Annotated in this window: 17 protein-coding genes and 1 pseudogene; 5 read left to right on the top strand and 13 right to left on the bottom strand. The window is 68.0% G+C overall.

Annotated elements, in window-relative coordinates; translation table 11 throughout:
• Positions 1 to 121: 121 nt before the first annotated feature.
• On the bottom strand, positions 122 to 916 hold the full coding sequence (locus tag ON39_RS09165; RefSeq protein ID WP_040732923.1) for an HAD family hydrolase: 795 nt from the start codon (positions 914 to 916) through the stop codon (positions 122 to 124).
• Between the two features lie 14 nt (positions 917 to 930).
• On the opposite strand from ON39_RS09165, the gene ON39_RS50440 reads away from it, so the two are divergent.
• Positions 931 to 1,059: a hypothetical protein gene (locus ON39_RS50440; RefSeq protein ID WP_255219244.1), complete on the top strand. Its 129-nt coding sequence runs from the start codon at positions 931 to 933 to the stop codon at positions 1,057 to 1,059.
• Between the two features lie 32 nt (positions 1,060 to 1,091).
• The gene (locus ON39_RS09160) at positions 1,092 to 1,682 is read left to right on the top strand and encodes a chloramphenicol phosphotransferase CPT family protein (protein ID WP_040732916.1); all 591 of its coding nucleotides are present in this window, start codon (positions 1,092 to 1,094) and stop codon (positions 1,680 to 1,682) included.
• Between the two features lie 6 nt (positions 1,683 to 1,688).
• Here the strand turns inward: ON39_RS09160 and ON39_RS48125 are convergent, their stop codons facing one another.
• Positions 1,689 to 3,653 carry an Hsp70 family protein gene (locus ON39_RS48125; protein WP_051186441.1) on the bottom strand — a complete coding sequence of 655 codons (1,965 nt, stop codon included), beginning with the start codon at positions 3,651 to 3,653 and terminating at the stop codon, positions 1,689 to 1,691.
• A gap of 531 nt (positions 3,654 to 4,184) precedes the next feature.
• Between ON39_RS48125 and ON39_RS09150 the strand changes: the two genes are divergently transcribed.
• Positions 4,185 to 4,946, top strand: coding sequence for an SDR family NAD(P)-dependent oxidoreductase (locus tag ON39_RS09150; protein ID WP_040732915.1), 762 nt, complete (start codon positions 4,185 to 4,187; stop codon positions 4,944 to 4,946).
• Between the two features lie 73 nt (positions 4,947 to 5,019).
• Here the strand turns inward: ON39_RS09150 and ON39_RS09145 are convergent, their stop codons facing one another.
• The 8 genes from ON39_RS09145 to ON39_RS51385 form a co-directional block, all read right to left on the bottom strand.
• Complete coding sequence (locus ON39_RS09145) at positions 5,020 to 6,603, bottom strand: FAD-dependent oxidoreductase (protein WP_051186440.1); 1,584 nt, start codon at positions 6,601 to 6,603, stop codon at positions 5,020 to 5,022.
• A 1-nt stretch (position 6,604) separates the two neighbouring features.
• Complete coding sequence (locus tag ON39_RS09140; RefSeq protein WP_051186439.1) at positions 6,605 to 7,609, bottom strand: AurF N-oxygenase family protein; 1,005 nt, start codon at positions 7,607 to 7,609, stop codon at positions 6,605 to 6,607.
• 263 nt (positions 7,610 to 7,872) lie between these two features.
• The gene (locus ON39_RS09135; protein WP_040732914.1) at positions 7,873 to 9,036 is read right to left on the bottom strand and encodes an Hsp70 family protein; all 1,164 of its coding nucleotides are present in this window, start codon (positions 9,034 to 9,036) and stop codon (positions 7,873 to 7,875) included.
• A gap of 722 nt (positions 9,037 to 9,758) precedes the next feature.
• The gene (locus ON39_RS09130) at positions 9,759 to 10,754 is read right to left on the bottom strand and encodes a sulfate/molybdate ABC transporter ATP-binding protein (protein ID WP_040732913.1); all 996 of its coding nucleotides are present in this window, start codon (positions 10,752 to 10,754) and stop codon (positions 9,759 to 9,761) included.
• Positions 10,751 to 11,557 (bottom strand): sulfate ABC transporter permease subunit CysW, encoded by an 807-nt coding sequence (cysW, locus tag ON39_RS09125; protein ID WP_040732912.1) that lies wholly within the window; start codon positions 11,555 to 11,557, stop codon positions 10,751 to 10,753. The genes ON39_RS09130 and cysW overlap by 4 nt, the downstream gene beginning before the upstream one ends.
• Positions 11,554 to 12,354 (bottom strand): sulfate ABC transporter permease subunit CysT, encoded by an 801-nt coding sequence (cysT, locus tag ON39_RS09120; RefSeq protein ID WP_051186442.1) that lies wholly within the window; start codon positions 12,352 to 12,354, stop codon positions 11,554 to 11,556. Before cysT ends, cysW begins: the two co-directional genes overlap by 4 nt.
• 115 nt (positions 12,355 to 12,469) lie before the next feature.
• The gene (locus ON39_RS09115) at positions 12,470 to 13,516 is read right to left on the bottom strand and encodes a sulfate ABC transporter substrate-binding protein (RefSeq protein ID WP_040732911.1); all 1,047 of its coding nucleotides are present in this window, start codon (positions 13,514 to 13,516) and stop codon (positions 12,470 to 12,472) included.
• A gap of 202 nt (positions 13,517 to 13,718) precedes the next feature.
• Positions 13,719 to 13,808: an Ms4533A family Cys-rich leader peptide gene (locus ON39_RS51385; protein ID WP_309546086.1), complete on the bottom strand. Its 90-nt coding sequence runs from the start codon at positions 13,806 to 13,808 to the stop codon at positions 13,719 to 13,721.
• 71 nt (positions 13,809 to 13,879) lie between these two features.
• Between ON39_RS51385 and ON39_RS09110 the strand changes: the two genes are divergently transcribed.
• Entirely contained in the window at positions 13,880 to 14,935 is a 1,056-nt protein-coding gene (locus ON39_RS09110; RefSeq protein WP_040732910.1) for a M48 family metallopeptidase, read from the top strand.
• Positions 14,936 to 15,058: 123 nt separating this feature from the next.
• On the opposite strand, the gene ON39_RS09105 is transcribed toward ON39_RS09110, so the two are convergent.
• Positions 15,059 to 15,325, bottom strand: a complete 267-nt coding sequence (locus tag ON39_RS09105) for a hypothetical protein (RefSeq protein WP_083894334.1) — start codon at positions 15,323 to 15,325, stop codon at positions 15,059 to 15,061.
• Between the two features lie 160 nt (positions 15,326 to 15,485).
• Between ON39_RS09105 and ON39_RS09100 the strand changes: the two genes are divergently transcribed.
• Positions 15,486 to 17,480 (top strand): glycoside hydrolase family 15 protein, encoded by a 1,995-nt coding sequence (locus tag ON39_RS09100; RefSeq protein WP_083894332.1) that lies wholly within the window; start codon positions 15,486 to 15,488, stop codon positions 17,478 to 17,480.
• A 12-nt stretch (positions 17,481 to 17,492) separates the two neighbouring features.
• Here the strand turns inward: ON39_RS09100 and ON39_RS09095 are convergent, their stop codons facing one another.
• Positions 17,493 to 19,292, bottom strand: coding sequence for a P-loop NTPase family protein (locus tag ON39_RS09095; RefSeq protein ID WP_051186438.1), 1,800 nt, complete (start codon positions 19,290 to 19,292; stop codon positions 17,493 to 17,495).
• A 78-nt stretch (positions 19,293 to 19,370) separates the two neighbouring features.
• Positions 19,371 to 20,277: pseudogene (locus ON39_RS09090) on the bottom strand (hypothetical protein); the annotation flags it as partial.

Here is a 20,277-nt window from a genome sequence, read left to right as displayed (position 1 = left end):
TCGCGAAACCGGACCATCTCGGTCGCGAAACCGGGCCAGCTCGGTCACGGGCCGGGCCAGCTCGGTCACGAACCAGGGCCACATCGATCGTGGGCCCGGGTCGCCGGGCCCGGGCGGCGAGTCAGGGTCGGAACCAGCGTTCCAGGACGGTGGCGACGCCGTCCTCGGTGACATCGCCGGTCACTTCGTCCGCCAAATCTCTGATCTCGGCGGGGGCGTTGGCCATGGCCACGGAATGTGAGGCCCAGCGGAGCATTTCGCGGTCGTTGTAGCCGTCGCCGATCGCGAGGGTGGCCGACTCGGGGACGCCGAGGGAGAGCCGGAGTTGTTCGAGCGCCCAGCCTTTGCAGACGCCTTGGCGGGAGACGGTGAGCCACGGGCCGAACTCGCCGTGCACCCAGCTGGCGCCCGGAACCTCGAGCTGCCGCAGCAGACACCGCATTTCAGCCAGCGAACCCTGCGGCCACCAGCCGTTGAGTCGCGGCGTCGGCTCGCTGCTCAAAGCACTGTGGTCGACGAGCAGGTATTCGCCCAGCGAGAACGTCCCCGGATTGTCACCGGTGGCCCAGAAGCCCACGCCGACCTTCTCGACGGCGAAGACCATCTCCGGAATCAAGGCGCGCAGCGCGAGCACCGCGGGAGCCGGATCGAAGTCATGCACCGTAATCGGCTGTCCCCTCGCCACATCGACATGCACCGCGCCGTTGGAGCACAGTGCGTGCCCTTCGACCAACCCCAGTTCGGCCAGCACCGAACGAGTCGCCAACACAGAACGCCCAGTCGTCACGATCACATGCGCGCCCGCCACGACGGCCGCCCGCACAGCCGCAGCCACCCGCTCGCTGACCGGACTGCCGGTCTCGAGCAACGTTCCATCGATGTCCAGCGCGATCAATTGGGGACCCCCGGATACCACCAAACCATTGTGCCTTGCCCGAAGACGCACGTCCGGTGATCAACGGTCTTCCCATGGCGGAACTCGCGGTCGCGACCGACTCGCTCACCCGGCTCAGCATCGTCACGTCAGCTGAGCTGACCGCTGCAGGTTCGGCTCGGTGATCAGCTCGGCAGCACCAGTTAACGTAGTTCGGATGCAGAGCGTCGACCCTCCCGGCCGCGTCATCTTCCTCAACGGAACATCGAGTGCGGGCAAAACCACCTTGGCTCGCAGCATCCAGGACGAGAGCGACGTCCCGTTCATCTACTGGGGCATAGACACGCTTTTCGCTCTCGTGCCGCCGAACTGGGGCGGCGGACGCGACGGCCCGCTGAGCCGTGCGGGTTTCTGGTACGACCGCACCCAGCGCGATCCCGACGGACACCCGCTGTTGATCATCCGCTACGGCGAGGTGGGACGCCGGATGCTGCGCTCGGCCTGCACCGCTGCCGCCAGTTTCGCCCACGGCGGTAATAACCTGGTCGTCGATGAAATGCTGCTGACCCCAGACCTTCTCCCGCTGTGGCTTACCGCCCTGGCGGGTCTGGACGTTCAGCTCGTCGCCGTCACCTGCCCCCTCGCCATAGCCGAACAACGAGAACTGGTACGCGGCAAGACCATCGGCTTGGCACGAGGCCACTTCCACACCGTCCACAGTCATGGCGTCCCCTACGACATGACCATCGACACCAGCACGGCGTCCCCAGCCGAGCTGGCTAGAACCGTACTGCGACACGGCATCTGAGCCGACCTAGTGCCGGTCCCCCGAGGACTCACTGGTCGACCCGCCGGAGGAACTACCCCCGGAAGTAGAGTCTTCGGAGGCTGATCCACCGGAGGTGGTACTGCCGGAAGTGGAACCACTCGTGGATGTTCCTGAGCTGCTGTCGGCGGATGTGCCGATCGACGTACTGCCCGAGGATGTGCCGCCGGAAGTCGTTCCGCCCGGGGTCGTTCCACCGGACGAGGTGCTACCCGACGATTTATCGGAAGACTCGCGGGTACTGCCGCCAGAGGTCGTACCGCCGGTGGAGGTTTCACCCGAGGACACCGCCGTGCCGGATTCACCGGAGGAGACGCCGGTACCAGCCCCACTTGACGTCGCACCACTAGAAGTGGATCCACCCGCGCCTGCGGAAGGCGCTGTACCTGTGGAAGTTCCGACACCAGAGGTCTCCACAAGACCACCGGCGGCCGGAATGCCCGCAGGCCCGACGGAGACCGCGTCCGTCACCGACGGAACCGAATTGCTCGGAGCCGCAACAGCTATGGATCCAGAGACCGGAACCGGATCGACCGCGATCAGTGTCACGGACTGGCCGGGCGCCGCCGGAACCGCAGGCTGCCCCGGCCACGGAGCCGGCTGACCGAACGGCAGCGGATTGATGAAGTAGGCCGGATTCGCGTAGGTACCACCGCGTTTCGCTGTCGTGCCGGGAGTCCGAGGTTCGGGCCGCGACCCGACATGCGACTCGGCAATACTCGGCCCAAGAGCGGCCGCCTGCGACACCGGCGTGATGAACAAACTGTAAGCCGAGGGCTTCGGCTTGCCGGCACCGACGGCCAGACTTCGCGAACTCGTCCACCCCGCCGGTGTCGCCACCCACGCGTCGCGATGCCCCGTCGGGTCCGGGCCGGCGTCGTACAGCAGGGTATCGGTGGCCGGCGCGTCGAGTCCGGGAAAATGCTCGAGCACCGGAGACGCGCCCGGCACCGACGGACTGCCGAACACCGTCACCGCCGACATGGCAACGGCCGAAACCACGGCGGCACTGGAGAATACGGCCACGCGCGGCGACTGCTGGTGCCCGCCGGACGCGGCCGGCGCCATGGTTCGCGCGGCCATGAGCGCGGCGCCCGCCGCCACGGTCTGTCCCGGATCAGCCGAAACCACCAGGGGGCGGCCGAGTTCGGCAAGGGTACCGGCGACCTCGGCAGGCCGGGAAGCGCCGCCGATCACCAGGATGCGACTGATATCGGAGAGCGTCAGGTCGGCCGATCGGACGGCGGCGCGCACCACCTCGAGCGAGTCGCGCACGTGCGCGGTGCGCAACCCGTCGATGTCGATCATCGACAGCGTGGATGTCGCCGTTCCCGGTCCGGTCTCGTGGGCGTACCGCGCGATCATCGCGCCGAGCGGCCTGCCGCCGAAGTCATAGGAGCGCAGCGCTTTTCCTACCATCGGATGGTTGTCCCAGTCGGCGCCGACCCGGACGACGGTGACGTCGAGGCTGGACCCACCGAGGTCGTAGACGAGCACGAAGCCGGGCTCGAGCGGACCGTGCTCGCTCTCCAGCCACTCCGCGGCGGCGACCGGCTCCGGGACCAGCGCGACGTCGCTCGCCCCGGACAGGTCCAGCGCCTGCCGAAGCAGGGACACCTGCTTGTCGGAATACGTTGCGGGATAAGCGGCTACGGCCCCCGCCTCCGTCGCCGCGGGCTCGGCCGCGCGCAACCCGTTCACCACCGCCGCGACCAGGTTCGCGGGCGACCAGATCCGCCCGCCCACGATCATGGGCTCCGGGTCGCGGCCGAGATCGGCGAAATCGGTTACCGCCATGCTGAATTGCGGAAGGCCGCCGACGCGCAGCCCGCCCGCGCTGTCGAACGTCACCGCGGTGCGCCGACTGCGCACCGCGGGCCGGGTTCGCGCACCGGTCGCCGAGGCCGTCACGGAGTTCACTGCGCCGATGCTGAAACCCAGACCTGTGGTCATATGCTATCCCGTCAACGTACCGAGACCACGTCCATCACACAGAGAACCATGTGGCCGCGGTCGTCTTCCAAACAGCCAGCCCAGATTAGCTGTTCGGCTCGCTGGGAGAATGTGGAATCGACATGAACGGCAAGAGATTCAGGCGAAACCGTTAGCGCCCGACGGCAATGATCCAGATAACCTGCGACTATGCTCGACAACAGTGTTGTTCAGTCCTCTCGACAAACATTGAACCGCAAGCGACTCACACCCGCCGGTTACCACACAGCGATTCGGACAACGCCGCGATAACCGAACCTAGCCCCGAATCGCCGAGGAAATCTCCGATCATACGAAGGACCTGACCGACCGGTAACCGATCCATTGCCAGCCCCGCCTCTTTCGCCCCGAGCACACACTGCGTAAATTCAATGACGCATCAACTAAACGACCGTTTCCCGCCAGCATGCCCTCCCCGCTCCGGCTTGACTTGGTCCTGCGAACGCACCACCGAGGTGAGATCGCAAGAACGAGAAGGGAAATGGAGAGACCATGACGACACGGTTCGCGGAGAAGGTCGTGCTGATCACGGGCGCCAGCTCGGGCGTCGGCAAGGCGGTCGCGCTGCGGGTGGCGAGCGAGGGCGCCGCCGTGGTGCTCGGCGCCCGAGGCAAGGACGCGGGCGAGCAGGTCGCGTCCGACATCAGGGCGGCGGGCGGCCGGGCGCTGTTCGTGCCGACCGACGTCACGGTGGAGCAGGACGTGGCCCGGCTGACCCAGGCGGCGCTGACCGAGTACGGACGGCTCGACGCGGCCTTCAACAACGCGGGCGCCGTCAACGCCTTCGGCCCGATCGGGGAGATCGACGAGGCCGGCTGGCGGGCCGACCTGGAGCTCAACCTGACGAGCGTGTTCTACGGCCTGCGCCACCAGATGCCCGCGCTGCTGGCCAACGGCGGCGGCGCGATCCTCAACAACGCCTCGAATCTCGGCGTGGTCGGCATGGGCTCGGTCGCGCCGTATGTGGCGGCCAAGCACGGCGTCGTCGGCCTGACGAAAGCGGTCGCGCTGGAGTCAGCCGCGCAGGGCGTCCGGGTGAACGCGATTGTGTCCGGCGCCATCGACACCCCGGCGTTCCGCAACTCGATGGGGGCCACGCCCGAGGGCGAGGCGGCCATCGCCGCGCTGCACCCGCTGGGCCGGATCAGCCGGCCGGAGGAGATCGCGTCGTTCTGCGCGTACCTGCTCAGCGACGAGGCCAGCTTCGTCACCGGCGCGGCGCTGTCCATCGATGGCGGTTTCACGGCGCAGTAGCGCCTTGAACCGAAAAGGTCGTCACCATCGACGACGGCGCTGGCGTCGATGGTGACGACCCTGACGGGACGTCTCAGGAGCGGGCGAGCAGGCGGCGAACCGGGCTGCGGCGCGCGGTGGCTCCCGCAGCACGGACCGCAGGCTGGCGCCGACGGATCAGACGGTCGAATTCCGCTGCGGTGCCGGCAGGTTCGGGCAGGCGACCCGCGTTGTAGTCGTCGGCGAGCTGCTGAACAGTCTCCTGGGCACAGGACTTGTTGGTGCCGATGAAGCCCGTCGGACCGCGCTTGATCCACCCGGTGACGTACGTGCCGGGCAGGACCGCGCCGCCCACGCCGTCCAGCACCCTGCCGTTCAGGTTCGGGATCACGTTGGCCGCCGCGTCGAACGGCAGCCCGGGCAGCGCCACGCCACGGTAGCCGACCGAGGTGAGCACGAGGCCGGCGTCGAGGCGTTCGGTGGCGCCGGTGGCGACCGCGGTGGTGCGACCCTCCGCACCGGTGACGAGTTCGTTGAGCCCGACCTCGATGCCGGAGACACGGTCGGTGCCGAGGATCTCGGTAGGCGAAGCCAAGTAGCGGAACACGATTCGCTTGCGCTCGCCGAACGGCCGGCTGCGCACGGTGTGCAGCAACCGCAGCTTCTGCTCGACCTGGTACGGCAGGCCCTCGGTGAGCTCGGGCAGCTCGCCCTCGATCGCGATGTCGACGTCCGCGCCGAGCAGGCCGACGAATTCCGGCACGGTGAAGGCGGATTCGAGCGGACCGCGGCGGCCGAGCACGACCACCTCCTCGATCTTGCTCTCCCGCAACGCCCGCAGCGCGTACGACGCGATCTCGGTGTCCGACAACGACTCCGGGTCGCTGGTCAGGATGCGCGCGACGTCGAGGGCCACATTGCCGTTGCCGACGATGACGGCCCGCTGCTGCGAGAGATCGAAGACGCGGTCGGCGAAGTCGGGATGCCCGTTGTACCAGGCGACGAAGTCCGTGGCGGAGATATTGCCGGGCAGTCCCTCGCCCGGGATGCCGAGCTTACGGTCCGCCGAGGCGCCGACGGCGTAGATCACCGCATGGAAGTGATCGAGCAGCTCTTCGTGCGAAATATGCCCGCCCACTTCGACATTCAGGTACGAGCCGAAGCCGTCCTGCGCCGAGATGATGTCGAACAGCTCGCTGACCTTGCGGGTCTTGGCGTGATCGGGCGCGACGCCGTGCCTGGCCAACCCGTAGGGCACCGGCAGCCGGTCGAAGACGGTGACCGACACGTCGGGCTGGGTCAGCAGCTCGTCGGCCGCGTACATCGCCGACGGGCCCGATCCGACGATCGCCACCCGCATGGGCCCGCGCTCGGTGTGAATCTCCGCCGCGGGCACCGGCTTGGCCAACAGCGGCCGCGGCCGGGCCTGCCGGTAGAAGTCGGCGTTGATCTCGATGAACGGCTTCTGCTCCTCGGTCGCCTTCTTCGACGACACGATCGCGTCGACCGGGCACGCGGTGGCGCAGGCGCCGCAGTCGACACACGCCTTCGGGTCCACGTACAGCATGTCCGCGGTGAGGAAGTCGGGCTCGTCCGGCGTGGGATGAATGCAGTTCACCGGGCAGGCGTACACGCAAGACGCGTCGCTGCAACAGGATTGGGTGACGATGTAGGGCACGTCAGCCGGCCTTGGCCGAGCGCAGCGGCTCCGAACGGTACCGGGTGGTGTGGCCGTCGATCTTGAGCAGCTTCCACACGGCCTTGGCGACCGGGTTCATCAGGCCGATGTCCCTGGCGAGGGTGCGCACGTCGCCGAAGAAGTCGCTGAACTCCTGCTTGGACTCCTTCGACCCGTAGAACAGCTCCTTGCGGACGTAGTCCGGGATGTCGAACTCGCGCCAGAAGGACCGGGGCGGGGTGAAGATCGAGCGGCCGAGGATGTACATGATGACCGGCATCGCGATCGACAGCACGAACCTGCTGGCCGGCTTCGACTCGGGCACATGGTTTTTCAGGAACTCGTGCGCGAAGGAGATGTGGCGCGCCTCTTCGGCGACGTGAATGGCCATGACACCACGCATGATCGGGTGCACGTCCTCGCCGGAGCGCAGAATCGCCTTCTGGATGTGGTCGATCGGCTCCTCGCCGGCCAGCACCGCCATGAAGAACAGATTCGGGAACAGCGCGGCGACGGGGGCGCCGAGGTACTTGAACTTCCGGACGAGCGGACCCATGCCCGGCACGTCCTCGCCGATCCGGTTCACCATCTCCTGGAACATCAGGGTGTGGTTGTGCTCCTCGATCATCTCGTGGGAGCAGTAGCGGAACTCGGGCGAGCCGTTGGGCAGGCCGAAGTTGTGCGTCACCATGCCGCTGATCAGGATCGTTTCGAACTGCAGGCCCACCTTGGCCACGTTGGCCTGGCGGTACTTGCCGATCGCGATCTTGCGCTCCTCGGACTGCGCGAGGTACCACGGGTGGCGGCCGAGCGGGTCGGCCGAGACCGGGAGAATCCAGCGCTCCGGGCCCGCGTCGGGGTCGAAATCGGGGTTGTCCCAGTCGATGTCCTCGAACGGGTCGAAGTGCTTGTTGACCGAGCCTTCGGAGAGCAGCAGCAGCGTCGCGGCGTACTCCTGCGCCTTCTCCAGATCGGTGTCGACCGGGGGCGTCACGGCTGTAGACATCGTCGTCGCTGCCTCTCCTCGTAGTGCGGTTTATCTGTTTCCCATAGTTACACCTACGCCCTGTCACGTCAACTGGGCTACGAGGTTTTCTGGCGCGAATCCTCCATCTGGGCGGGGGATGCCCGGGAATCGGGGCGGAGAAACACGAAAGGCCGCGGCCATCGCTCCCAGAACGATGGCCGCGGCCGCACTCGGCACGGCGTGCGTGCTACCGGAATCCGGCGGAGGTCGCCCTCGTCACCACCGCCGCCGGATCACCCTTCTCAATGCAGACCGAGCTGCGCCAACCCCACGATCACCGCGTCGGCGGGCAGGGCGAGCGCCATGCCGACGCCCGCCACGGACAGTCCCGCGGCCAGCGCGACCCTGGTCAGCCGCTGTTTGGTCCGCTGTGACAGCACCACCGCCCTGGTGGCCGCCCGCCGATGCGCGCCGATGCGACGCCTGCCGTGGTGCTTTCCCGCCGACTCCTCCGCCGCGACGGCGGCCCCGCGGGCGAGGATCGCCGCGCCGTCCGCGATGGTCCGCTCCGGGTCCGGCGCGATGATCACCGGCCTGGCCAGTTCGCCGGCCAGCACCTGGGCCACCTCGACCGGTCGCGCCGCGCCGCCGACCACGAGAACACAGTCGACGTCGGCCATGGTGACGTCGGCGACGCGCAGGCACCGATAGACGAGTTGCAACGAGGCACGCACGTGTTCGGTGCGCAACTGGTCCGCGGTGGTGCCGGTGACCGAGCCGGAGATCGAGGCCGCGGACTGGCTGTTAGCGGCGCGCGAGGCGACCAGCGCGCCGAAGGCCCGGCCGCCGAACTCCGCGGAGCGCATCGGCTCGCCGACGATCGGATTGCGCGGGCACCCCGCGCCGACGCGGACCAGCGTGACGTCGAGACTCGCGCCGCCGAGGTCGTAGACCAGCGCCAGTCCCGGCATGAGCGGCCCGCGGTCGGCCTCGAGCCAGGCCGCCGCCGCGATGGGCTCGGCGACCAGCTCGACGTGGTCGAGTCCGATGGCGTCCAGCGAGGCGCGCAGATCGCCGACGTGCGCCTCGGTGTAGCGGGCCGGGTAGGTCAGCGCGATGCCAACGTCGTGCCCGTCGCAGCGTGGGTAATCCGCCAACGTCTCGCCGATCAGGCTCTCGGCGACGACCGCGACCAGATCGGCGGGCGAGAGGGCGCGGTGGCCGACCCTGGCCGACATGATCGAGCGCTGGGTGAGATCGGCGAACTCCACGATGGCGCGGCCGTGCCGCGGGATCATGCCGACCTTGGCCATGCCGGTACTGTCGAACGTGAGAGTCGTTCGGCGCGTGAGCGATTGGGAGCGCTGATGCCAGCGGCGGCCCGGCGGAGCCTTGACGGAACCCTCCTCCGCCAGCGCGGAGACCGTGTTGACCGTGCCGATGCTCAAACCCAAACCAACCGCCATCGCAATCCACCTGATCGCCGAGCCGAGTTGCTTCGAACTCCGTCCACGCAACCACTCCGCGACCCGCCTGCCAACCACCGGACACCCTGTTGTCCGCAAGCCGCCTGGTTTGGAACGGGTTGCCTAGCACAGGCATCCGTCCTGGTCAGCCGCCCTGGACGGCGGCGAATGCGAGGCCGGGTTGATCATATTGCGACACGCCGAAATTCGAGAGTGTCCCCGTCGGTGTTTGCGGAGGGCGGCACCACCGGACAGACCTCAGGGAACGCAGGCGAATACACGCTCTCACATGCTGTGATAACCCCCACAAGCTCGGAGAGAACGGAGACTCGTGCGCCGGTGACGGATGCTGTCTCGACTCGCGAGGGCGACACGCCGAATCGCTGACTCTCGCACCAGCGACCCGACACCGCACCGGGGAAACTCATACGCGGCTTCGCGGCAATGCGCGCGCCGAAGTCCCTCGGATTGCCATGGGGCAGCAGAAGAACAGCAACGTCTCAGCAGCCGAGAATTCATCGCCTGCCCCACGCGTCCGCACGCCGCGGGTCGGCGGGCGACTCCCTGATCGAGGAGGCCGGAGTCGAGGAAGTGGCGCGGACACCGCGGCTACCACCGACAGGCGGGTGCACCAGAAACCAAGGCGGCCAACGCCGCACGCGAACTCCGCACGCTGAGTCCTTTCAGCGCAACAACTTCGAGTTCGATCGGGGAACCCGATATCACTGCGCGGGCAACTCCGGAATCCTCGTCGCCCGCGCATACACCGTCTCCCCGTCCGCCAGCCGCAGCGCCTCCGCGTCACCGCGAGTCACCTGCGCCGCGAAAAGATCTCCGGTCGCCGCGTTCCGCAACTCGACCCGCACCTCGAACCCGAGATGCACGACCCGCTCGACGGTCGCCCTGGTGACGCCCGCGGAATCGGCGGTCCCCTCGTGCTCGGCCTGCGCCATGCTCGGCTCGCGACCGACGCGAATGTCGTGCGGCCGCACCAGATGTCCGTTGAGCCGCGCGACGGCCCCGAGGAACGACATGACGAATTCGTTCGCGGGACGGTCGTATACGTCCTCGGGCGTGCCGATCTGCTCGATGCGGCCCTTGTTCATCACCGCGATCCGGTCGGCGACGTCGAGGGCCTCCTCCTGATCGTGGGTGACCAGCACGGTGGTCACGTGGACCTCCTCGTGCAGCCTGCGCAGCCAGGTGCGCAGATCGGCGCGCACCTTGGCGTCCAGCGCGCCGAACGGCTCGTCGAGCAGCAGCACCTGCGGGTCCACCGCGAGCGCGCGGGCCAGCGCCATGCGCTGACGCTGACCGCCGGACAGCTGGGCCGGGTAGCGGTGCTGGAAGCCGTCGAGGCCGACGATGCCGAGCAGTTCGTCTACGCGCTTGGCGATCTCGTGCTTGGGGCGCTTGCGAATCTTGAGTCCGAACGCCACATTGTCGCGCACGGTCATGTGCTTGAACGCGGCGTAGTGCTGGAAGACGAAGCCGATGTCGCGCTTCTGCGGCGGCACCCTGGTGACGTCGTTGCCGGCGATGAGCACGATCCCGGAGTCGAGCGATTCGAGGCCGGCGATCGAGCGCAGCAGCGTCGACTTGCCCGAGCCCGACGGCCCGAGCAGCGCGGTCAGCTCGCCGGACGGGATATCGATGGTGACGTCGTCGAGCGCGGCGAACGAACCGTAGTTCTTCTTCGCGTTGGTCACGGTGATCATTTGGTGCCCCGTTTGCGTTCGAGGAGGGTCATCAGCAGGAGTGTCACGAGGGCGAGGCCCATCAGCAGGGTCGCGGCGGAGTAGGCGCCGAAGGTGTTGTGGTCGTTGATGTATCGGCCGTGCACCAGCAGCGTGAGCGTCTGCGACTTGCCGGGCTGCGCGGACGACACCATGATCACCGCGCCGAACTCGCCCAGTGCGCGCGCCACGGTGAGCACGACGCCGTAGGTCAGGCCCCAGCGGATGGCGGGCAGGGTGATGCGCCAGAACGTCTGCCAGCGGGTGGCGCCGAGCGTGGCCGCGGCCTGCTCCTGATCGTCGCCGACCTCGTGCAGCACCGGCTCCACCTCGCGCACCACGAACGGCAGCGTGACGAAGATGGTCGCGATCACCATGCCCGGCAGGCCGAAGATCACCTTGAAGCCGACGCTCTCCAATCCGCCGAACCAGCCGTTCGCACCCCACAGCAGGATCAGCGCCACGCCGACCACTACGGGCGAGACCGCGAACGGCAGATCGACCACGCCCTGAATCAGCGTGCGGCCGGGGAACTTTCCGCGCACCACGGCGAGCGCGGTGAAGATGCCGAAGACGACGTTGAGCGGGACCACGATCGCCACGATGATCATCGACAGCTGGAACGCCGAGATGGCCGCGGGCGTCGTGATCGAGTCGACGAACGCGCCGATGCCCTTCTCGAACGTGCGCATCAGGATGATGATCAGCGGAAGCACCAGCAGCACGAACAGGTAGCCCAGCGCCACGACCCGCAGCGAAATCCGGGTCGGCCAGGAGAGTTTCATCGCGATTCCTGTTCTTTGCGCACGCTGCGCTCGGCGAGCAGCCGCAGGACGAGCAGCGACGCGAACGAAATCACCAGCAGCGCAACGGAGACCGCCGCCGCGTTCACCGGGCGATCGATCTCGATCTGCTTTTGAATGTACTGCGAGGCCATCTCGGTCTTGCGCGGAATCGCGCCGCCGATCAGCACCACCGAGCCGTACTCGCCGATGGCCCGCGCGAAGGCGAGGCCGCCGCCGGAGATGATCGCGGGGCCGAGCGTCGGTAAGACGATGCGGCGGAACGTGGTCCAATTGTCCGCGCCGAGCGAGAGGGCGGCCTGCTCGACCTCGCGGTCGGCCTCGATGAGCACCGGCTGCACCGAGCGGACCACGAACGGCAGCGTCACGAACGCCAGCGCGACGATGAGTCCGGGCTGAGTCGCGTTGAGGTGGATGTCGATCGGGCTCTGCGGACCGTACAGCGACAGCAGCACGATGCTCGCCACGATCGTCGGCAGCGCGAACGGAAGATCGATCAGCGCGTTGACGATGCCCTTGCCGAGGAAGTCGTCGCGCACCAGCACCCAGGCGATGAGCGTGCCCATCACCACGTTGATCACCGCGACCACGATCGAGACGAGCACGGTGATCCGCAGCGAGTCCACCGCGGCGGGCGCGCTGATCGCGTTCCAGAAGCCGGACCAGCCGTCGTCGAACGAGGTGACGGTGAGCGCGGCCAGCGGGAGCAGCACGATGATGCTGAGCCACAGCACCGCCGTGGCGATGCCGAGCGGACCCACCGAGCCGGTCACCCGCAGCCACGACCAATTCCAGCGGTTGACGTTCGAGGTACCGCCGGGAGCGGGCGCTGACCCGTTCCCGGCGGTGCTGCTGTCAGTCACAGTCGTCCAGTATCCCGTCCGCGTGAGCCGGCTACTTGGTCGCCTTGTCGTAGATCACCGCGACGGAGCCGGTGTTCGGGGTGAACAGCTCCTTGTCCACGGTCTTCCAGCCGCCCAGGTCGGCGATGGTCCACAGCTTCTGCGGCGTCGGGAAGTCCTTGGTGAACTCGGCGGCGACCTTCGGGTCCACCGGGCGGAAACCGGCTGTCGCCCAAGCCTTCTGGCCCTCGGGGGTGTACAGGAAGTCCCGGAAGGCGACGGCCTTGTCCTGGTTCTTGCTCGACTTCAGCACCGCGACCGGATTCTCGATCTTGAAGGTGACCGGCGGGACGAGGTGCTCGATCGGGTCGCCGTTGCGCTCGGAGAACAGCGCCTCGTTCTCGTAGCTGAGCAGCACGTCACCGGTGCCTTGCAGGAAGGTCTCGGTCGCCTCGCGGCCCGACTTCGGCTGCACCTTCACGTGGTCCTTGGACACGAGCTGGCTCAGGTAGTCCAGGCCCGCCTGCGGGTTCTTGCCGCCCTCGGACTTGGCCGCGTACGGGGCGAGCAGGTTCCACTTGGCCGAGCCGGAGCTGAACGGGTTCGGGGTCACCACCTCGACGCCCGGCTTCAGCAGGTCGTCCCAGTCCTTGATGCCCTTCGGGTTGCCCTTGCGGACCACGATCGCCACGACCGAGCCGAACGGAATCCCCTTGCTCGCGTCGGCATTCCAGTTCGCGTCGACCAGGCCTGCGTCGACGAGGCGGGTGATGTCGGGCTCGACCGAGAAGTTCACGATGTCGGCCTCGGCGCCGTCCTTGACCTTGCGGGACTGATCGCCCGAGGCGCCGTAGGACCCGTTGACGACGACGTTCTTGCCCTTCTCCGTCTTGTTGAACTCCGGCACCACCTTGTCGAAGCCGGGCTTGGGGACGGCATAGGCGTAGAGGTTCAGCGTGCCGCCGCTGCCGTCGGCGCCGCCGCCACCGACCGTGTCGCTGGCTCCGCCGCCGCACGCGGTGAGGGCGACCGCCGCGAACACGGTGAGGGCGGCGACGGCGGTACGTCGGCGCGGGGAGAGCCAAGTTTTGCGAGACATCGGGGGTGAACCTTTCCTACGTGCCGTCGCCTCGATACTTCGGGCGACGGAGAAAAATGCTGGATCGGTAGACCTGCCGCCGCATTCTGTGCGACGGTGGCGCGACAGTCGGCCGTGCTGGCCGCCGGGGTTCGGGGACGTCTGCGAAAAAGTTGCACGCCAGTCTACGAGGGAGGGACGCGCAAACGTGCCCGGTCGCCGATCAGCGACAGAGAATGTCGGCGACCGCGAGATTGCCGACCGCGATCAACGCCAGTTCATGGCGGACCTGCGGGACGGCACTCGAAGACACGGGCAGACTGTAGCAGAGGCCACGGGCCTAGTTCGAATTACAGAGTTGCAGGAAGAGGGGGGTTTCATCCCATGACTACCAGCCCGGATCGTATCCGCGTGAAGTTTCCCGGCATCAGCACCCGCGCGTGGGAACACCCCGCGGACCGCAGCGCCCTGGTCACGTTGCGGACGCTGTCGGGATTCGACACCATACTGCGGACCCTGTCCGGTTTGCTGGCCGAACGCCAGCACCGGCTGCTCTATCTGGCCACCGCGGTTCGCGTCGACGAGAGGCAGTTCCGCTCGCTGCATCAGATGCGCGAGGACTGTGTCGGCGTGCTCGACGCGCGCACCACGCCGGAGATCTTCGTGCTGCAGAACCCGCACGTGAGCGCCTTCACCATCGGCATGGACCAGCCGTTCATCGTGCTCACCACCGGACTGATCGAGCTGATGGACACCGAGGAGCTGCGTTTCGTCATCGGGCACGAGCTCGGCCACGCGCTGTCCGGGCACGCGGTGTACCGCACCATGCTCATGCATTTGCTGCGCCTGTCCGCCAGCATCGGCTGGATGCCGGTGGGCGGCTGGGCCTTACGCGCGATCGTCGCCGCGCTGATGGAGTGGAGCCGCAAGTCCGAGCTGTCCGGCGACCGCGCCGGGCTGCTGTGCGTGCAGGACGTCGACACCTCGGTGCGGGTGCACATGAAGCTCGCGGGCGGCACGTGGATCAAGGAGATGAACCACGGCGCGTTCCTGTCCCAGGCCGACGACTACGACCGCTCCGGCGATCTGCGCGACGGTGTGCTGAAACTGCTCAACCTGGAGCTGCAGAGCCACCCGTTCTCCGTGTTGCGCGCCGCCGAGCTGCGCCGCTGGATCCAGAGCGGCGAGTACGACCGCATGCTCGCCGGCGACTACCCGCGCCGCGACCAGGACAGGAACACCAGCATCACCGAGGAGATCAAGCACGCCGCGCGCAGTTACCGCGACACCTTCGACCAGTCGGAGGACCCGCTCATCCGCACCGTCCGCAATCTCGGCCGCGACGTCGGCTCGGCCGTGACGACCGTCGGGCAGGAGGTCGGCGAGACGGTGTCGAAGATCGGGAAGCGCTTCAACGAGTGGCGCGCGGGAGAGAACTAGCGGCACACCTTTCGACGAACACACGTGAGTCGAAAGGTGTGCGAACCTACCGCGTGATCAACCAGGCGACCACGACGAGGACCAGCAAAGCGACCAAAGCGAGCTGAACACGCGAACGAGGCATCAGTGGGCACCGCTCCGCACGGTCCGGCGGGCCTCGGCGGCCGCGAGGTCGGCGGGCACGGTGTCGGGCACGGCGGGCAGCGTCGGCTCGGGGCCGTGCTTGCGGTCGATCACCCGCAGCAGGGCGCGCAGGGTTCGATCCAGCAGGTAGGCGATGGCGAAGCTGACCGGAACCATGCCGACGAGCACGACGAGGAACTGCGGGATGAACGGGAGTCCCGCTACCCACAGCTCGAAGCTGTCCCACCACCCTGCGATCTGATGCACCACCTCAGCCTAGTGCTTCTACCTGAGAGCACGGCAAGGCCGTTTCCGCTCGCGCGGACGCCCGGCGAACACACCGCACCGCCGGGCGGCGACGGACACGAACGCCGTAGCGACGTTGAACACAGTGGACGTACGCCTCGGCTGAGCCCGAAGATGAGGTATGGCGTCCACCGAGTCCTCCGCCGACCTCACCGTCGACGAGCCGTATGACCTGCCGGTGCTCAGTCACCTGACCGAGGCCCGCAAGCACGGCGTCTTCCCGCCGATCGACGATTACGCGTTCCTGTCCGATTGCGAGACAAGCTGTCTGATCGCCAGCAACGGATCCGTGGAGTGGATGTGCGTGCCGCGTCCGGACTCCCCGAGCGTCTTCGGCGCGATGCTGGACCGTAGCGCGGGTCACTTCCGCATCGGCCCCTACGGCGTCAATGTGCCCGCAGCGCGGCGTTATCTGCCGGGCGGGATGATCCTCGAGACCACCTGGCAGACCGAGACCGGCTGGTTGATCGTGCGCGACGCCCTTGTGCTCGGGCCGTGGCACAACAACGACCAGCGCTCCAAGACCCACCGCCGCACTCCGATGGACTGGGATGCCGAGCACATGCTGCTGCGCACGGTGAAGTGCGTGAACGGCACCGTCGAGCTCGAGATGAGCTGTGAGCCGTCCTTCGACTACCACCGCGCGGCGGGTTGCTGGGAGTACACCGGCAAGGTGTACGAGGAGGCGACCGTTGTCCGCACCGACGACCCGACCGCGGGGCCGAGCCTGGTACTGACCACCGATCTGCGGCTCGGGCTGGAGGGCCGGGAGGCGCGCGCCCGCACCAGGATGGAGGAGGGCGACGAACGGTACGTCGCGTTGACGTGGTCGGAGTTGCCTGCCCCCAAAACCTATGCCGATGCGGCACAGAAGATGTGGCAGACGACCGAGTGCTGGCGACGCTGGATAACCCTCGGCAACTTCCCGGATCACCCGTGGCGCAACTACTTACAGCGCAGCGCGCTGACGCTCAAGGGGCTCACCTACGCGCCGACCGGCGCACTGCTCGCCGCCGCGACCACCTCGCTCCCGGAAACCCCCGGCGGCGAACGCAATTGGGACTACCGCTACACCTGGGTGCGCGACTCCAGCTTCGCGCTGTGGGGCCTGTACACGCTCGGCCTCGACCGCGAGGCCGACGACTTCTTCGCCTTCCTGCGCGACGCGACCACCGGCGACAACGGCGATGCCGTTCCGCTGCAAGTGCTGTACGGCATCGGCGGCGAGCGCGAGATCACCGAGGAGACGCTCGATCACCTCAGCGGCTACGACCGGTCGAGGCCGGTGCGCATCGGCAACGCCGCCTACAACCAGGACCAGCACGACATCTGGGGCACCATGCTCGACGCCGTGTACCTGCACGTGAAGTCGCGCCAGCAGGTGCCGGAGACGTTGTGGCCCTTGCTCGAACGTCAGGTCCGCGCGGCCATCGCGCACTGGCGCGAGCCCGACCGCGGCATCTGGGAGGTGCGCGGCGAGCCGCAGCACTTCACCTCGTCCAAGGTGATGTGCTGGGTGGCGCTGGACCGCGGCGCGAAACTCGCCGAGCTGCACGGCCAATACGAGCACGCCACCGAGTGGTACACCATCGCCGACGAGATCAAGGCCGACATCCTCGAGCACGGCGTGAACGCCAACGGCGTGTTCACCCAGACCTACGGCGGCGACACGCTGGACGCCTCACTGCTTTTGGCGGTGCTGACCCGCTTCCTGCCGCCCGAGGACCACCGCATCCGGGCCACCGTGCTCTCCATCGCCGACCGGCTCACCGAGAACGGCCTGGTGCTGCGCTACCGCACCGAGACGACCGACGACGGATTGTCCGGCGCCGAAGGCACTTTCACCATCTGCTCGTTCTGGTTGGTGTCCGCGCTGGTGGAGATCGGCGAGGTGCAGCGCGCCAGGCACCTGTGCGAGCGCCTGCTCGGCTTCGCCAGCCCGCTGCGCCTCTACGCCGAGGAGATCGACCCGCGCAGCGGCCGCCACCTCGGCAACTACCCCCAGGCCTTCACCCACCTCGCCCTGATCAACGCGGTCACCCACGTGATCAGGGCCGAGGACAACCGCCACGCAGGCGGCTTCCAACCCGCTCACTCCCCCGCCAACCCTGGGTGAGAAGGCTTTTCGTCAGACGGTCAGACTGTCGGCCTGTTCGCGCAGGCCGCGCAGTTTGGCGAGCTGGTTGTCGACGTCCTTGATGCGATCGCCGCTGCGGTCGCCGTACTTCTCGTACGCCGCCTCGGCCAGTCGGAGCGCCTCGTCGGCCTGCTTGGCGACGTCGGCGGCGATGTCGGTGAAGTGATCGCGCAGCGCTCTTTGCATGGCGCGCAAGCGATTCCGGGACTCCTTGCTGACCTGGAAGATGACGTCGTCCATCAGCCGGGCGACCGCCACCTTGGCCTCGGCGCGGCGGCGGGCCTTGCGATTCTTGCGGTCGTCCCACAGCGCGTTGACACCGAGCAGCACGCCCGCGCCGGCGGAGTACCAGTTGACCAGCGACATGCCCAGCAGGCTCGTGGCGAGACCGACCATCAGGACACCGCCGTACGAGCCACGCAGGCCGGACAGGAACTGTTGCGTCACACCGGCTTTCGCGCTCTCCAGCGGCTCGAGCGGCTGCACCTGCTCGAGCACCTCGCCGGGGTTGTCCAGGCGCAGATCGGGCAGCGGGGCGGCGCGGTTGTCCGCCAAGAACTTCGAGGCCACCTGCTCGCACAGCTCGACCGAGCGATAGTGCGCCATCACGAAGTTCTCCTCGACGGCCTCGCAGATTCGGGCGTCGAGATCCGTGCCGAACTCCTTCCAGCGCCGCGCCGGATCGGTCTTGATGATCTCGGCTTCCGCGTCCCGCACCAGGTTTCGCAGCCGATGCCGTAGATCGTGTTCAATGTCGGCCATCAGTTCGGTGCTGCCGTCGACCAGCGTGACCTGCCAGTTGGCCGTGCGCTGGCGCAGTTGATCGGCTCCGTCGCGGGCCCGGACGAGCTGGTCGGTGATCTCGTCGCGGCGGCGCGGGTCGCGCAGCGACTCGACCTCGTTGCGCAGGGTCAAGGCGAGATGGTCGCCGACCAAGCGGATGTCGGCGACCGCGGCCTCGAGCGCGACGCTGTCCGCGCGGGCGACCACATAGTCGCGCAGGTGGTCGATCAGTTGCGGCACACCGGATTCGATGTCGCGCTGATAGTTTCCGGACAGACCGGCCTGCCGGTGCAGCTCCGCGGAGACCGGCGCGACGGCGAAGCCGAGGCCGGCCGCGTCGAGCAGTTCCCGGTTGCGCTGCTGGATGTGGGACCAGTGGGAGAACTGGTCGATCTTGTTCAGCACGCAGATGACGGTCGGGCAGATCTGCTGGATGCGCTGCAGGTAGGCGATCTGGTCGACGGTGAGTTCGGTGGCCGCGTCGCCGACGTAGAGCACGGCGTCGGCCGCGGCGATCATCGACCAGGTGGTGTTGTCGGCCACGCGCGCACCCGGCGCGTCCATCACCACGACGCCGTCGGCCAGCAGCGGGCTCGGCTGGGTGAACTCGGCCCTGATCACGCCGAAACCGGAAATGGCGGGGCCGGGATCGAGCGGATCGACCGGCTGCCGCTCGGTGCGGCCGTCGACCGAGCGGACCAGCGTCGCGGTCGGCTCCGGACCGTACTCGACGATGACGGGCACGCTGAGGTCGCTGTCGGTCGCGCTGACCGACGCGCCGACCAGGCTGTTGACCAGCGTGCTCATGCCGTTCTTCGGCTCGCCGACGACGACGAGGCGAACGCGCGGATCGCTCACCCTGGCCCGGACCATGCTCAGTCGACTACCCAGATCGTCGCGGCCCGCGAATCGGGTCATCTCCCGCAGTTCGTCCAGAATCCGGATCAGCGGCGCCATCGCGTCCGGGTGTTTCACCGTCGCGGCCTTCAGCCCGGCTGCGGCAGACAACCTGCCTCCTTACGTGTGTTTGCTCTCGATCGACACGGACGCCCCCTGCACCCCTAGATCCCGCAGAAGAACGCCGACTTACAGCAACGTTATGTCCACGCCGCCCGGCACCGCGTGGTGGGTGTCGGCCAGGGTCGGCTCCGGCAGCAAACCGCCGGACAGCCCGCCGCTCGCGGCGACCGCGAGGGTCGAGTGGTCGGTGTAGTAGGCGTGATCCTGAATCGGGACCATCGTCGTGTCGACCATCTGCGCGCTGCTGATCGGATCGGCGATCGCGTGCGGCTTGGGGTCGACCACCGGCGGCTTGTAGGTCGGCGTCGCGGGGGCCGGCATCGGGGCCTGATAGGTCGGCACGTCATGGGTGGGCACCGGGACGTCGTGCGTCGGGACCGCGGTGGGCACGTCGCGGGTGGGGACGTCGGCGGTCGGCACGTCGCGGGTCGGCACCGAGGGCTCGGGCTGGGTCGCGGTCGGCACGTCCCGGGTCGGCACGGAGGGCTGGGTGGTGGTGACGCCTCCGCCGGTGCCGGTCGTCGGTCCGGTGCCGGGGGTGGTCACATCGTCGTCGGCCGGTGTGGTCGGGGTGTGTGTCGGCTGACTGCCCGTCGTCGTCGGCACCTTGGTGGTCGGCACGTCCGGCCCGGTGGTGACGCCGCCGTGCGGGGTCGAAGGCTGGGTCGCGCCAGGCAGTTTCGTGGTGTCCGGCGTCTTCGGCACGCTCGGCGTGGTGATGTCGCTCGGCACCGGCACCGTCTTGGTGATGGTGGTCGGGGTGTGCGGGGTGGTGACCGAGACGTCCGAGGGCTTCGGGTCGATCGCCGGGGCCGGCTTCACCACCGGCGCCGGCCTCGCGTGATCGAACAGCGCGGGCGCGACCGCGGCGGGCACAGTGAGCACCGACGGACCCTCCGGGGCCGAGGACACGTTCGCGATCGGCGTGGTCGCGGCGTCCGGCTGGATGGTGGTCTGCAACGGGGTGCCACCA

Source organism: Nocardia tenerifensis NBRC 101015, assembly GCF_000308715.1.
Classification (GTDB): domain Bacteria; phylum Actinomycetota; class Actinomycetes; order Mycobacteriales; family Mycobacteriaceae; genus Nocardia; species Nocardia tenerifensis.
The sequence above is the reverse complement of the archived record's forward strand: the minus strand, read 5'-3'. Positions and strand labels throughout refer to the sequence as shown.

Excerpts from the sequence above, each read along its gene's own strand:
- cysW (WP_040732912.1), bottom strand. The coding sequence starts at position 11,557 with ATGAAACTCTCCTGGCCGACCCGGATTTCGCTGCGGGTCGTGGCGCTG.
- ON39_RS09150 (WP_040732915.1), top strand. The coding sequence starts at position 4,185 with ATGACGACACGGTTCGCGGAGAAGGTCGTGCTGATCACGGGCGCCAGC.
- ON39_RS09160 (WP_040732916.1), top strand. The coding sequence starts at position 1,092 with ATGCAGAGCGTCGACCCTCCCGGCCGCGTCATCTTCCTCAACGGAACA.
- ON39_RS09115 (WP_040732911.1), bottom strand. The coding sequence starts at position 13,516 with ATGTCTCGCAAAACTTGGCTCTCCCCGCGCCGACGTACCGCCGTCGCC.
- ON39_RS48125 (WP_051186441.1), bottom strand. The coding sequence starts at position 3,653 with ATGACCACAGGTCTGGGTTTCAGCATCGGCGCAGTGAACTCCGTGACG.
- ON39_RS09140 (WP_051186439.1), bottom strand. The coding sequence starts at position 7,609 with ATGTCTACAGCCGTGACGCCCCCGGTCGACACCGATCTGGAGAAGGCG.
- ON39_RS09135 (WP_040732914.1), bottom strand. The coding sequence starts at position 9,036 with ATGGCGGTTGGTTTGGGTTTGAGCATCGGCACGGTCAACACGGTCTCC.
- ON39_RS09100 (WP_083894332.1), top strand. The coding sequence starts at position 15,486 with ATGGCGTCCACCGAGTCCTCCGCCGACCTCACCGTCGACGAGCCGTAT.
- ON39_RS09130 (WP_040732913.1), bottom strand. The coding sequence starts at position 10,754 with ATGATCACCGTGACCAACGCGAAGAAGAACTACGGTTCGTTCGCCGCG.
- ON39_RS09110 (WP_040732910.1), top strand. The coding sequence starts at position 13,880 with ATGACTACCAGCCCGGATCGTATCCGCGTGAAGTTTCCCGGCATCAGC.